This is a genomic window from Campylobacter sp. RM16189, assembly GCF_012978815.1.
Taxonomy (GTDB): Bacteria; Campylobacterota; Campylobacteria; order Campylobacterales; family Campylobacteraceae; genus Campylobacter_A.
The window spans coordinates 175581-187813 of the sequence record NZ_LIWR01000044.1; the positions used below are offsets into that span (position 1 = coordinate 175581).

Here is a 12233-nt window from a genome sequence, read left to right on the forward strand (position 1 = left end):
TTTATACCCTCCCTTGTCTTTCTCTTATCTCTTTAGCAAGTGCTTTTAAAATATCCTTATGGCTATGCTCTTTTGATAAATCAATAATGAAATCTCTTAAATCGTAGCCTTTGGGTTTGTCTTTAAATCGTATCTGGTAAAGCTCTTTTGTAACTTCACCTATAAGAGGATAGATAGCATTAAAGCCGTTTTGTCCTACCTCATCATTATCTACAAAGCAAATCACGGCTTTATCTTTGAGCTTTGATAAAATTTCATCTTTTAACGGGTTATATTCAAATTTGTTAAGCTCATCTGCGTTTTGAAAGCAGATATAAGATGAGTTTAGTATCTTAAATAGTCCTATTTCTCCCATACCCTCTGCGATAAATACCATATCATCGTTTTTGTCTATGCGATGAGGTATAAAGCTATTATTTGAGCCTGTTGCCCTTATCCATTTCTTGCCCTTGATGATCTCGCCTGCTTCATCTCTTATGTGTCTAGTGGCTATGGCTTGCACTTCGCCTGTGTCGTCTTTTAGCGTTATGGATAAACTTTGATGTTTTGTGTTATATCCTAAGAAATCAAGCTTATTTAGCTTTGCATTGCAAGCCCTTAGGAAGTTGCAAGGATAGAGGCTATAAAGCTCGTCCGTTTGCTCTTGTGTGGCTAAATTTTGAATGTCGCAGTATCTCTTTTTAAAAGCCTCTCTTAGCTTATTAGCAAATTCGCTTAGGTTGATTATCCTCTTATCTTGCGTTTGCTCGCTTGCCGTTAGCTGTGGAGCGTTTAAAGCCACTCCTTTAAAACTCTCGATTGATTTCATCACTCTACCCCTAAAGAATATTTAACTATCTGCAAGGCTTCTTGTTTTGTGTAGCCTGCAACCTCATTTAAAAAGGCGAATATGTCGCCCCCAAAGCTTCCGCCGAAGTCTTTAACGTAGCCGTTGCGGTCAATGCTTGCGCTTGGTGTTCTTTCATCTCTTATTTTAAACTTGTAGCTTCTATCTACGCAGTAACCGCAATTTATAATAATGCTTGCTACTACATCACGATTGATAAGAGGCTTTAAGCGTTCGTATTCACTCATTTTTTAGCCCTCTTTTTGTCTTTCGTATCTCTCGTCTTATTAAAGTCGTCCATATAATCGCTTATCGCATTTGCGATTATGATATTTTCAAGTAGCTTAACTTTTTTGATTAGTTCTTGCCGTTTCTTTTCTAAACTCTGTTTATTCATTGGATAACCCCTATAAATTTAAGAGCCTTTGCCCTGTCTTTGATAAACCTCATCTTGCATTTAGTGCCGTTAGCTCTTGTATGCCACCTGCTCCCGCTTATTCCCAAGCGTTCCAAAGCTACAAAATACTGGTTTGAGTTACTGATAAAATAAATGTCCGAAGCCGTAACCTCGCCTTGCTCTAGCATTATTTTTACTATTATTTGCATATTTGTTCGTGCAGATTTCACTTGTATGTCCTTTAAATAGTTATGCTTGACTTTTAAAGGCTGTCGGGTATAATTGCAGTTCATCACGACTGAAATTATCCCGTTTAGCCTATAAGAGTTAAGCGGGTTTTCTTTCCTTCGGTCTAATACCTAACTTTACTTCAAGCTGTTTAATGCTCTCTGATTGCGTGCGTGTGATATGAAACAAGTCAAAAGCACAATCGATAAGTTCTTGCGGAGCTTCGCTCATACTTTTAACCTTGTAATTATGCAAATGCTGTTTAAAAGCCTTTAGCATAACCTCATCGTTTGCGCTAAAGCATTCAGGGCTTACGTTAAAGGTTAGTTTTGGCATTTAAGCCCCCATTCTTTGCAAGTAATCGTCTAACTCGCTTTTGTTAAAAAGTATCGTTCTATCCGATAGCCTCTTAGGCTTTGGAAACTCTGCCTTTTTAGTAAATCGCCAAAGTGTAGATATTGAGATGTTAAGATACGCCGCCGCCTCTTTTGGTGCTAAATTTGGTTTGTCAAAGCATATTTTTTTAGCTTTCATAGTAATCCTTTATGATGTCATTTAATATTTAAAGCTAGCTGGTAAATATGAGTGAATTATGGCACTGGAATTTGAATTAGTTATTGCAGTTTTTAAAATAGTGAGCTTTAAAAACTGCAAATTTTATTTTGAGTTCAAAAAAATATCTACTGAATTTTTGAGGGCTGATAAAAAATATTTTTTCATAGATGTTTTTGCTAAGCAGTATTTTTCGCAAAAATTAAATAATTCTAATTGATAATATTTCGTTATTGTGTTTATGTCCTGGTGCTCTATCATAACTTTCGATGAGACAATATTTCTATCAAGCTGAATTTGCATTAAAGAATTGACAAGTTCAAGTTCGCGTATCAAGCAATCTATGTTAAGCTTATTGTATTTTACTGTAAATTTTTGCGCGTTGTCTATTTGGAAAAACAATGATATTCTCTCATCTTTTAAATATTCTATCAAATCAAGAATTTGTTTTTGTCTATTGGATAATTCTTTTATTTCGTCTTTTAATATGTTTCTAAAATTTGTTTTTACATCAAGATAGCCATCAAGAAAACTTTCAATTATTCTCCTTATTTCATAAAGTGCTACATAATGTTGGTCTTGAGGAATTTTATTTAAAAAAGTAGTTAATTCACAATATTTGCTATTATTAATAAAAATATCTGTTATCTCTGATATACAGCCTCTTTTTGTAAGTCTTGGGAAGCTATCAATATCTAACCTTGACGCATCTAATGTTATTTGTTCTCCGATTTTAGAATTTTCTATTTTCTCAGCTTCCAAAAGATGAAATAATTTCAGGTTAAAATCCATCTCTACCCCTTTACCTCATCTAAATAATTACTCCACCATTGCATAAGTCTAGCTCTATCCTCTAGCCTTTGGCTTCTGTCATAAATTGCCTTAACCGTGTTACGCTCTCTATGGTCTAAACATAGCTCTATTACTTCGCTGTCTAGCCCGTGAGCCTTGATATTTTCATTTAATAGCGTGCTTGCTGTCGTTCGTAAGCCGTGAAATACCATATCATCGCCAAAACCTAAGCGTTTAATCGCATAATTAAGCGTGTTTTCACTTAAAGGCTTGGTGTTTGTTACATCGCTCGGAAAAACATACTCGCTCTTTAAGCCCAAAAGCTCTTTTTGAGTATGCAAAATCTTTTTTACTTGCTTACTTATCGGCATAATAAATTCATTTCTTAACTTCATCTCTTTAGCGGGGAATATGATGAGGTCTTTATCAAAATCCACATATTGCCACTTAAGCCTTCTAACGTTTGCACTGCGTAAAAATGTATGAATACCGAATATTAAAGCCTGCTTTGTGCTATTTGAGCCTTGATAATCATCAAAAGCCCTCAAAAGCTCTTTTAGCTTGTCCGTATCTGTAATGGCTTTAAAATTGTTAGTCTTTGATAGTTTAAAAGTATCGGCAAATATGATATTTCTTGCGGGGTTATTATCTATGTAGCCTTTACTCACTGCATAATCCATAATTTTACGCATAAGGTAAAAAGCTCGCTTTGATGTGTCGTGGCTTAAGCCCCTTTTAGCTTCTTTGTCTTGTATTTTTTCTATCGCATTTGATAGGTCTAGCCTTGTGAGTGTCTTAATATCCTTATCCTTTAATAGCGGATAGAGATGATTATTAATGCGCCCTATCTGCTTATCAAGGCTTGCTAGTTCCTTGCTTTGTTCTTTTTTTATCCATTGTTCGGCTAGGTCTTTAAACGTGATAGCCTGATTTTTTTCAGGGTTTATGTCCTCGCCTCGCTCTCTCATGGTGGTTAGCTCGTTCGCTTTGGTTCTTGCTTCGGCTAGGCTTATGCTTGGATATTTACCGATAACTATTTGATTTATCTTGCGTTTTGGGTCGCCTTTATCTGCATAGCGATAGTAAAAGGTCTTAGACAGCCCTTTTTTAGTATCGGTTATATACACGTATAAAAATTCAGTTGCGATGTCTTTTAACCACTCTCTACTTTTACCTTTAGAGAGATTATATTTTTTTAACTCCAGTTCTTTAACAAATTTTCCCATCGTTTGCCCTTACGATTTGGTATCATTACCTTACCTAAAAGCTCGTATTTTCAATAAAATAATCAAAAATAACATATTCAATTAGCTTTTTAGCTCCCATTTTTAGGGGTAAATTTTAACTATTTTTATCTTTTTGAATATGTTAAAAAATCTTTAGCTATTCTTGACATATTCAAAAACATATTCAAAACTTTGAAATTGAGTGAAATTGAATGATAACGTATGATTGCTTAAACTATCTCAAAACCCCGTATTTTAGGGGCTTTTTGAAGCTTTATGATAACGAGTAAAAATGATAAATGGTGGAGTTAAGCGGGATCGAACCGCCGACCTCTTGAATGCCATTCAAGCGCTCTCCCAGCTGAGCTATAACCCCAAAAGTGTTTTGAGATTATATACACATTTTACTTACAATAAATTTAATTTTTTTAACAAAATAAAATATTTTTTTAAGCATAGTTGGGATAGAATTACACTTTTAAAATGCGGGAATAGCTCAGGGGTAGAGCACAACCTTGCCAAGGTTGGGGTCGCGAGTTCGAATCTCGTTTCCCGCTCCATCAATTTTTTAAAATTTATGCCCGGGTGGCGGAATGGTAGACGCAAGGGACTTAAAATCCCTCGGTAATTTTTACTGTACCGGTTCAAGTCCGGTCCCGGGCACCATAAGCTAAGGGCGACATGGCCAAGTGGTAAGGCAGAAGCCTGCAAAGCTTTTACCCCCGGTTCGAATCCGGGTGTCGCCTCCAAACGACATAAGGAGAAAATATGCGTTATCTTTTAGTTCTTTTATCTGCAGTATTTTTGATGGCTGGTTGCTCAAACACATGGAGTGGCGTTAAACAAGACACAAACAATGCAGTGGAGTGGTCAAAAGAAAAAGTAAACGAAGGTGCTACTTACGTCAAGGAAAAAACTGAATAACTATAGCGATTTTAAGAAAAATTAGCTATAATTACAATCTAATTTTCGGGAGATGGCTGAGCGGTCGAAAGCGGCGGTCTTGAAAACCGTTGAGGTGTGAAAGCCTCCTGGGGTTCGAATCCCTATCTCCCGGCCATATAATACTCCAAAAGTCCGATATAACCCTTGCTTTTAATACTTTGGCTTTTATTAATTATTGAAAAATCATAGCCGTACTTACTATCACACTATCACATAAATTCTATACTAAATTTACTAAAATATAATAAAATCTAATTATACTTTTTATATTTTATAAAAACAATAGACAAAAATTGAACTATTGTATAATTTTCAAAAGGATCTTATTTGTGGTATAGAATTTTGATACGGCTAAAAAAGCCAAGTAATACATTATGGGTTATGCCTACGATTGGTGCTGCCGTGGCTATAATATTTGCTTTTATGGCTTTTTTGGGTACTTTCTACTTGCCTCCGCAACTTTTACCTGATATAAAGCGAGATCTTTTGCAAAGCCTACTTGATATTATAACCTCAAGTATGCTTGCAGTCATTACTTTTTCACTCTCCATTATGGTTTCGGCATTTGCCAGTGCATCAGCAAATGCCACTCCTAGAGCTACGGAGCTAATTATGGCTGATGATGACACGAGACTAACGATAGCTAGTTTTATCTCTGCTTTTATATACGCAGTTATTGCAAGAGTAGCTTTGGGGTTAGAATATTATGGTCAAAACGGAAGATTTATACTGTTTGTAAGCACAGCTACGGTTCTTGTATATCTCATATACACATTAATAAAATGGGTTCATACACTCTCACATCTTGGTAGACTTGGAAATACTCTTGATAAAATTTATAAAGCAACCTCAAAGGCTATGAATAATTACAGCATAAATCCAAATTTAGGAGCCTGCTGGAGGCCAAACGATAAAAAGCCAGATTTTATACTTAACTCTAAAGATACAGGGTATTTAACGCATATAAATTTGAGTCACTTATATAATCTATCCGAAAAATTAGAATTTAAAATTTTTATCAATACGAGACCCGGGGATTATATCATCAAAGGAGATGAAGTAGCATTTTTATACTTTGATGAGGTAGTAAATCAAAATACGCAAGAGATAGAAAAAATATGTGCTCAAATTTATGAAACTATCGTTATTGACACCCAAAGAAGTTTTGAACAAGATCCAAGATTTGGATTTATAGTGCTTAGTGAAGTTGCCCAAAAAGCCTTATCACCGGCCATAAATGATCCAGGAACTGCATTTAGTGTGCTAAATTTAATTACAAGGCTATTGATTGAAAATTATGATTTGCAAAATAAAGATAAAGCTTATTCTTACGATAGAATAGGCCTACAAGAAATTAATACAAGCGACTTCATAACCCAAAGTATAGATGCTATAGCTCGCGATGGAGCTTTAAATATCGAAGTTGCCTTAAGAGTTCAAAAAACACTTTTTGCAATACATAAAAATAGCAAAAACAAGATTTTAAAAGAAACATCAAAAACTCAAGCAAAAAACGCCATGGATAGAAGTTTAAGTGTTCTTCTAAGCGATTTTGACAAGACTAGACTAAAGGAAAAATATATAAAATTTTTTGAGTAAAAGATATATCAAGTACTTTTTAAAACATACAAAAAATGATAAAAGTCGCCTAATTAATCCCCCACTACATATAAAAAAGGTAAACAGATCAAAAAGGCAACAAAATATCGCAAATAAAATAATAGATAAAAACAGTGACAGAGTAGTTATTGTGTCAAGAATTTAAAGAGTCTAAAGCAATTAGTTTTTTATTTTCTTTGATATCTTTAATTATTGTTACTTTTTCTTCACTAATTTCATTTTCTTCAAAAATCTTAACATCCTTGTTAAAAGCCAAAAAAGCCTTTATGGCGTTTAATGTATCGTGATTGACATTTTTTAATGTAACGGTCATTTGTTACTCCTTTTATTTTTAATAATATTTATTATAAGAAAAAACATCTGAATAATAATTTAAAAAATTGCTATTATGTAGCAAAACACACAAGACTTTCATTACAAAAGAGGCTAAAATTCTGTCATAGTTTTTAAATAAGAGATATTTCTTTTTAAGCTATAAAAATATTTACTGTAAAGAATCTATTATAGCAGTTCTTGAAAGGCTAGAAGCGAAGCAGAGTAGAGTCTCACGCGATATCGGCTCTTGTATCTAAATACTCCGAAATTAAAGAACAAATAAAACATTATCAAGAGATTGTATCTATTTTGCAAGATGAACTGTCTGTTATAGACAAAGCCATTATAATATTTGATCCAAACTATAATATAAATGAGATAAAAACTAAAAAACATTACCAACAATAGGCGTTTTTCTCGTGGAGAGTTTAGTGAATGTCAAGGGTAGCCGTAAGGCTATCTACGAGCTTTTTGAAAAAAGCGACGCCCTTGATCGTTTTTTGAGAGAGTGCTACGATGTCCCGGCAGGGAAACGGGGGAAAGTTCGATATTTAGCCAGCGGCGAACCCTTGCTACTTTGGCTGCGTAGCAGGCAATAGTACCAGCGGGGGAGCAACGAAATCGCCAAAGGCGATGAGTGTAGCGGCGGTCTTTTGGCTGAGAGCGGTAATTTCTCTTGTTCCAAAAAACTCTAGTATATTATAGATATATTAGAGTTTTTACTTGCTTCATAATTCTATATTATACGTTAAGAAGAAGTAAAGTTTTCTATCATTTTTCTATCATTATGAATAAATCATATAGATTGCTAATCGTATTATCAAGAGTTTTAATAATAATCTTATTACAACTGCACGCTCGTTACATCTAGTAGTTTTTGCATAATCAATTATTTCTGATAAAAAGCATACATTATTTTATAAAATTTTTTCATACTTTAAGAAAATTTATTGCAATATCTTAAAAAATTTCAATAGAAAGGAAAATGTTAGGCTAGTGTTTAAAAGCACTAAAAATAGGGTATTATTGGTGTCAAGAGAGAGACTTGAACTCTCGACCTCCGGCTTATGAGACCAGCGCTCTAACCAGCTGAGCTACCTTGACACTTATTTTAGTTAGAAATGCGCATTATATTACACTATTGCTTATATGGATATAAATTCTGCATTTTTTTTGTCACAAACACTGATAATTGATTCACTAAAATATATATCATAAGCTACTACTTATAAATTTTCTGTTATAATTTTTGCTTTTATAGACAGGTGTCCGAGTGGTTGAAGGAGCACGCCTGGAACGCGTGTAAGGTTAATAGCCTTCGTGGGTTCAAATCCCATCCTGTCTGCCACTTTACTAATACAAAACAAATTTATATCGTATTTTCAATTTTTATTTATCTTTATTTAATATTTTATAAGAGTAAATTTAATAAAATTAATAAAAATAAATCCACACAATAATAAAGACCGAAAGTCATTATTGCGTATAGAAAGGTGCAATTATGTTTTTTGGAAACAAAAACACACAAGAAATAGAGGTGTTAAAGGAGCAAATTAAAAAGCTTCAACAAGAAAATCAAAGTCTTACTGAAGAGAACTCAAGATTGCGAGATGAAATTTCAGTAGTAAACAAATCGCCAAGCCAAGAAAATAATGAAGACAATATTATGGCTAGAAGTATTATCGATGGCGCAAAAGTAGGTCTAGCGGCAGTGCAAAAAAATATTCAAGAGATAACAAGGATTAAAGATCTATCTCAAAGTAGTATAAAAAATGCAAGAACAATAGATAGGCTGCAAGCCGAATCAAACGGAATAATTAACTCAATTTCGCATATCACAGAGTCTTCAAATAAATCTCGTGAGACAGCAGAAGGACTGCATAAAAGCGTAGACGAAATAACAAGTGTTATAAATTTGATTAAAGATATATCCGATCAAACTAATCTACTCGCCCTTAATGCTGCTATAGAAGCGGCAAGAGCAGGGGAGCATGGAAGAGGTTTTGCGGTAGTTGCGGACGAAGTAAGAAAACTAGCCGAAAGAACACAAAAAGCAACAGCAGAAGTTGAGATGAACGTAAATTTGTTAAAACAAAATGCGAACGATATGTTTGTTCAAAGTGAAGAAATAGAAAAAATATCTTTAAATTCAAATGAAAGCATATATAGCTTTAAAAGTTTATTTGACGAACTTCATGGCGAACTTATTAAATTTCAAGGCGAAACAGAGCAGCTATACTATGAAATTTTCATAACTCTAGCAAAAACAGACCATATAATTTTCAAATTTAACGGATACGATCGTGTTCTGAAAACAGACTGGTCGGCAATGACAGATCATTTTAATTGTAGGCTTGGTAAATGGTACGATAGTGCCGGCAAAGAGATTTTTGGGCAAACCACATCATTTAAAAAGCTTCAAGAGCCTCACGCAAATGTCCATAAGCAGATAAACAACTCTTTAGTTGCGATGAGTGAAAATAAGATTACAATCCCTCAAATTATAGAAAATTTCAAAAAAGCCGAAGAGTCTTCTCAAATTCTATTTAATCTATTTGACGAGATGCTTCAAGAAAAACTACAAAAATAAATTAGGCGGCATAATCGCCGCCAATCTATACAAAAACAGCTATTAAAAATACGCCCAACACAAGGCGATATACTACAAAAGGTAGCATACTCATCTTTGATATCAAAGCCATAAAAAGCCTCACGCATATATAGGCGCTAACTCCACTGACTACAGCCCCCAATATTAAATCACTCCAAGAGATATGCCAAGGAGAGTTTACAAGCTTTACGGTTTCAAGCAATCCTGCAAGCAAAATAACAGGAATGGACATTAAAAAAGAGAAATTTGCACTAGCGGTTCTGCTAAATCCTAAAAGCAAAGCTGTGCTCATAGTAATGCCCGAGCGAGAAACGCCAGGGATTAAAGCTATGGCTTGAGCCAAACCTATGATAAATGCAAGCTTGATTGTCATATCATATTCGCTTTTTAATCCGTGATTTTTATCCGCGATAAACAATACTAAAGCAAATAAAATAGTAGTAATAGCGATAATAATGCCACTTCTGGCATACTGTTCGATAATATCATTAAGAGCTAGTCCGCATAGCCCTACCGGCAATGTTGCAAAGCCGACAGACCAGACAAGAGTACTATCTCCAACTTTTTTTCGCTGCATTATTGAAGCAAAAAAATCAGCCAAAAGCTTTTTGAGACTATCTTTAAAATAAAATAAGATTGCGGTTAGTGTTCCGACATGAACCGCCACATCAAAGGCTAAGCCTTGATCTTGCCAACCAAGCAACTTTGGTACAAGCACCAAATGTGCCGAGCTTGATATAGGCAAAAATTCGCTTATGCCTTGAACAAGAGCAAGAACAATAACCTGCAAAAAATCCATTATTTAACTAAATCTTTGATAAATTTGACCAGTTTTTCAGGGCTAAATCCAAAATAATCAAACAGATCATCCGCTTTGCCACTCTCGCCAAAACTCTTCATTCCATAAACAATATCTGCAAATTTATACCACTCTAGCGCACTTGCAGCCTCTACAGCTACTATATTTGTGGTTGGATCTAAAATTTTATCTACATAATCTTTTGGCTGTTCGCAAAGCAGATCAAAGCATGGTGCCGAAACTACATTTACGCCTATACCAAGAGCGTTTAGAGTGTCTGCCGTTTTTACGCATAAACTTACTTCGCTTCCGCTTGCCACAAGAGTTATTTTCGCATCTGACGTAGATTTTAAAAGATAAGCTCCTTTTTCTACGCTTCCAAACTCACCACCATTAAGAGGCTCGAGTCCTTGCCGAGATAGCACGAAAGCCGATGGAGCGTTTAAATTTAGAGCTACTTTCCAGCATTCTACGTTCTCGTTTCCGTCTGCTGGACGGAAGGTATAAAAATTTGGCATCGCACGAAGAGTGCTAAGCTGCTCTATAGGCTGATGAGTAGGACCATCTTCTCCTACTCCGATGCTGTCGTGAGTAAGGATAAAGAAGTGCTTTACGCCCATTAAAGCGGCAATTCTTGCACTTGGCTTTAAATAATCGCTAAAGATAAAAAATGTCGCCGAAAAAGGCAAAAACAGACCATATCTAGCAAATGCGTTATTTATCGCGGCCATCGCATGCTCTCTTATTCCAAAATGGATATTGCGTCCGTTCGGGAAATCTCCCATGCCTTTTAACTCGGTTTTGTTTGATGGAGCAAGATCTGCTGAACCACCCATAAATCCAGGAAGAGTCTTTGCGATTTCATTTATTATCGCGCCGTTACTATCGCGTGTTGCCACTTTTTTGCCTGTAAAATCAGGAAAATTTATCTTAGATATTTCAGGATTAAGAAGCGAATTTAAGAGCTTTTTGCCCTCAGTGCTTAAATTTTCAATTTGTTTATTCCATAAAGCCTCAGCCAAATCGCCCTTCTCAATAGCCGCCCTAAAACGCAACAACACATCTTCATCTATAGCAAATTTTAACTCAGGATCAAACCCAGCAACCTCTTTAGCAGTTCTTATAATCTCTTCTCCAAGCGGAGCTCCGTGACTATGATGGCTTCCCTCAAGCTCGCCAGCGCCCTTTGCTATACGAGTATTTGCAATGATCAGATAAGGCTTTTCTCTTTCCTTGGCTTGCTCAAGAGCAAATTCAATCTGATCATAGTCGTGCCCATCTATACGAGCCACATCCCAGCCTTGAGCCTCAAAACGAACCTTTACATCCTCGCTCCAAGCTATGCTTGTATCACCCTCTATTGTGATATTATTTGAGTCGTATATCAAAACCAAATTATTTAAACTCAAATTTCCCGCTATAGCACAGGCCTCATAGCTAATGCCCTCTTGTAAATCGCCGTCTCCGCAAAGACAGTAAATTTTATGATTTATTACCTCATTATTTGGTTCGTTTAGCAAATTTGCAGCGTATTTTGCAGCCATAGCAAATCCTACGGCATTCGCCACACCTTGTCCAAGCGGACCAGTTGCAACCTCCACACCTTTAGTATGAATCTCAGGATGGCCAGGAGTAAGCGAGCCAAGTTGGCGGAATTTTTTAAGCTCATCAAGGCTTAAATCATATCCGCTTAAATGTAAAAAGCTATACACCAAACTACTTGCGTGACCACCACTAAATACGAGTCTATCACGATTGAGCCAATTTGGATTTTTTGGATTGTGATTTAAAAATTTCATAAGCACGACCATCACGTCCGCTAGCCCCATTGGTGCACCAGGATGTCCGCTATTTGCTTTTTGCACCATATCGGCGCATAAAAATCTTATAGTATCGGCCTGTTTTTTTAGCATATTTTTCCT

14 protein-coding genes, 7 tRNA genes and 1 pseudogene are annotated in these 12233 nt (G+C 35.5%); 9 read left to right on the top strand and 13 right to left on the bottom strand.

Annotation, left to right across the window (positions count from 1 at the left end; translation table 11 throughout):
* Position 1: 1 nt before the first annotated feature.
* The 9 genes from CDOM16189_RS09050 to CDOM16189_RS09090 form a co-directional block, all read right to left on the bottom strand.
* A complete protein-coding gene (locus CDOM16189_RS09050) occupies positions 2-811 on the bottom strand; it encodes a hypothetical protein (protein WP_169975313.1) in 810 nt (269 codons plus the stop codon).
* The gene (locus tag CDOM16189_RS09055) at positions 808-1074 is read right to left on the bottom strand and encodes a hypothetical protein (protein WP_169975311.1); all 267 of its coding nucleotides are present in this window, start codon (positions 1072-1074) and stop codon (positions 808-810) included. The genes CDOM16189_RS09050 and CDOM16189_RS09055 overlap by 4 nt, the downstream gene beginning before the upstream one ends.
* Complete coding sequence (locus tag CDOM16189_RS09060) at positions 1071-1223, bottom strand: hypothetical protein (RefSeq protein ID WP_169975309.1); 153 nt, start codon at positions 1221-1223, stop codon at positions 1071-1073. Before CDOM16189_RS09060 ends, CDOM16189_RS09055 begins: the two co-directional genes overlap by 4 nt.
* Positions 1220-1453, bottom strand: a complete 234-nt coding sequence (locus tag CDOM16189_RS09065) for a hypothetical protein (protein ID WP_169975307.1) — start codon at positions 1451-1453, stop codon at positions 1220-1222. Before CDOM16189_RS09065 ends, CDOM16189_RS09060 begins: the two co-directional genes overlap by 4 nt.
* Positions 1454-1550: 97 nt before the next feature.
* Positions 1551-1787, bottom strand: coding sequence for a hypothetical protein (locus CDOM16189_RS09070; protein WP_169975305.1), 237 nt, complete (start codon positions 1785-1787; stop codon positions 1551-1553).
* Positions 1788-1985 (bottom strand): helix-turn-helix transcriptional regulator, encoded by a 198-nt coding sequence (locus CDOM16189_RS09075; protein WP_169975303.1) that lies wholly within the window; start codon positions 1983-1985, stop codon positions 1788-1790.
* A gap of 123 nt (positions 1986-2108) precedes the next feature.
* On the bottom strand, positions 2109-2795 hold the full coding sequence (locus CDOM16189_RS09080) for a hypothetical protein (protein WP_169975301.1): 687 nt from the start codon (positions 2793-2795) through the stop codon (positions 2109-2111).
* Positions 2796-2797: 2 nt separating this feature from the next.
* The gene (locus CDOM16189_RS09085) at positions 2798-4021 is read right to left on the bottom strand and encodes a tyrosine-type recombinase/integrase (RefSeq protein ID WP_169975299.1); all 1224 of its coding nucleotides are present in this window, start codon (positions 4019-4021) and stop codon (positions 2798-2800) included.
* 300 nt (positions 4022-4321) lie between these two features.
* Positions 4322-4397: transfer RNA gene (locus CDOM16189_RS09090), tRNA-Ala, on the bottom strand.
* A gap of 109 nt (positions 4398-4506) precedes the next feature.
* On the opposite strand from CDOM16189_RS09090, the gene CDOM16189_RS09095 reads away from it, so the two are divergent.
* The 6 genes from CDOM16189_RS09095 to CDOM16189_RS09120 all read left to right on the top strand — a co-directional run bounded on the left by CDOM16189_RS09095 (position 4507) and on the right by CDOM16189_RS09120 (position 6565).
* A tRNA-Gly gene (locus CDOM16189_RS09095) sits at positions 4507-4581 on the top strand.
* A 19-nt stretch (positions 4582-4600) separates the two neighbouring features.
* Positions 4601-4687, top strand: a tRNA-Leu gene (locus CDOM16189_RS09100).
* Positions 4688-4696: 9 nt separating this feature from the next.
* Positions 4697-4770 (top strand) — tRNA-Cys (locus CDOM16189_RS09105).
* A gap of 19 nt (positions 4771-4789) precedes the next feature.
* Positions 4790-4945: a hypothetical protein gene (locus CDOM16189_RS09110; RefSeq protein ID WP_169975297.1), complete on the top strand. Its 156-nt coding sequence runs from the start codon at positions 4790-4792 to the stop codon at positions 4943-4945.
* Between the two features lie 46 nt (positions 4946-4991).
* A tRNA-Ser gene (locus CDOM16189_RS09115) sits at positions 4992-5081 on the top strand.
* Between the two features lie 212 nt (positions 5082-5293).
* Positions 5294-6565: a DUF2254 domain-containing protein gene (locus CDOM16189_RS09120; RefSeq protein ID WP_169975295.1), complete on the top strand. Its 1272-nt coding sequence runs from the start codon at positions 5294-5296 to the stop codon at positions 6563-6565.
* A 154-nt stretch (positions 6566-6719) separates the two neighbouring features.
* On the opposite strand, the gene CDOM16189_RS09125 is transcribed toward CDOM16189_RS09120, so the two are convergent.
* Positions 6720-6899: a hypothetical protein gene (locus CDOM16189_RS09125; protein ID WP_169975294.1), complete on the bottom strand. Its 180-nt coding sequence runs from the start codon at positions 6897-6899 to the stop codon at positions 6720-6722.
* Positions 6900-7928: 1029 nt separating this feature from the next.
* Positions 7929-8005 (bottom strand) — tRNA-Met (locus tag CDOM16189_RS09130).
* A 155-nt stretch (positions 8006-8160) separates the two neighbouring features.
* On the opposite strand from CDOM16189_RS09130, the gene CDOM16189_RS09135 reads away from it, so the two are divergent.
* The 3 genes and pseudogenes from CDOM16189_RS09135 (at position 8161) to CDOM16189_RS10105 (ending at position 9491) form a co-directional block, all read left to right on the top strand.
* Positions 8161-8249: transfer RNA gene (locus tag CDOM16189_RS09135), tRNA-Ser, on the top strand.
* A 546-nt stretch (positions 8250-8795) separates the two neighbouring features.
* Positions 8796-8969, top strand: a pseudogene (locus tag CDOM16189_RS10100) (methyl-accepting chemotaxis protein); the annotation flags it as partial.
* Positions 8970-8972: 3 nt separating this feature from the next.
* Positions 8973-9491: a CZB domain-containing protein gene (locus CDOM16189_RS10105; protein ID WP_502707263.1), complete on the top strand. Its 519-nt coding sequence runs from the start codon at positions 8973-8975 to the stop codon at positions 9489-9491.
* Between the two features lie 25 nt (positions 9492-9516).
* Here the strand turns inward: CDOM16189_RS10105 and CDOM16189_RS09145 are convergent, their stop codons facing one another.
* Together CDOM16189_RS09145 and tkt are read right to left on the bottom strand one after the other, a co-directional pair.
* Positions 9517-10311, bottom strand: coding sequence for an undecaprenyl-diphosphate phosphatase (locus CDOM16189_RS09145; protein WP_169975290.1), 795 nt, complete (start codon positions 10309-10311; stop codon positions 9517-9519).
* Positions 10311-12224, bottom strand: a complete 1914-nt coding sequence (gene tkt, locus CDOM16189_RS09150) for a transketolase (protein ID WP_169975289.1) — start codon at positions 12222-12224, stop codon at positions 10311-10313. The genes CDOM16189_RS09145 and tkt overlap by 1 nt, the downstream gene beginning before the upstream one ends.
* Positions 12225-12233 lie beyond the last annotated feature (9 nt).

Excerpts from the sequence above, each read along its gene's own strand:
- CDOM16189_RS09055 (WP_169975311.1), bottom strand. The coding sequence starts at position 1,074 with ATGAGTGAATACGAACGCTTAAAGCCTCTTATCAATCGTGATGTAGTA.
- CDOM16189_RS09085 (WP_169975299.1), bottom strand. The coding sequence starts at position 4,021 with ATGGGAAAATTTGTTAAAGAACTGGAGTTAAAAAAATATAATCTCTCT.
- CDOM16189_RS10105 (WP_502707263.1), top strand. The coding sequence starts at position 8,973 with ATGAACGTAAATTTGTTAAAACAAAATGCGAACGATATGTTTGTTCAA.
- CDOM16189_RS09125 (WP_169975294.1), bottom strand. The coding sequence starts at position 6,899 with ATGACCGTTACATTAAAAAATGTCAATCACGATACATTAAACGCCATA.
- tkt (WP_169975289.1), bottom strand. The coding sequence starts at position 12,224 with ATGCTAAAAAAACAGGCCGATACTATAAGATTTTTATGCGCCGATATG.
- CDOM16189_RS09060 (WP_169975309.1), bottom strand. The coding sequence starts at position 1,223 with ATGAATAAACAGAGTTTAGAAAAGAAACGGCAAGAACTAATCAAAAAA.
- CDOM16189_RS09110 (WP_169975297.1), top strand. The coding sequence starts at position 4,790 with ATGCGTTATCTTTTAGTTCTTTTATCTGCAGTATTTTTGATGGCTGGT.
- CDOM16189_RS09145 (WP_169975290.1), bottom strand. The coding sequence starts at position 10,311 with ATGGATTTTTTGCAGGTTATTGTTCTTGCTCTTGTTCAAGGCATAAGC.
- CDOM16189_RS09070 (WP_169975305.1), bottom strand. The coding sequence starts at position 1,787 with ATGCCAAAACTAACCTTTAACGTAAGCCCTGAATGCTTTAGCGCAAAC.
- CDOM16189_RS09080 (WP_169975301.1), bottom strand. The coding sequence starts at position 2,795 with ATGGATTTTAACCTGAAATTATTTCATCTTTTGGAAGCTGAGAAAATA.
- CDOM16189_RS09075 (WP_169975303.1), bottom strand. The coding sequence starts at position 1,985 with ATGAAAGCTAAAAAAATATGCTTTGACAAACCAAATTTAGCACCAAAA.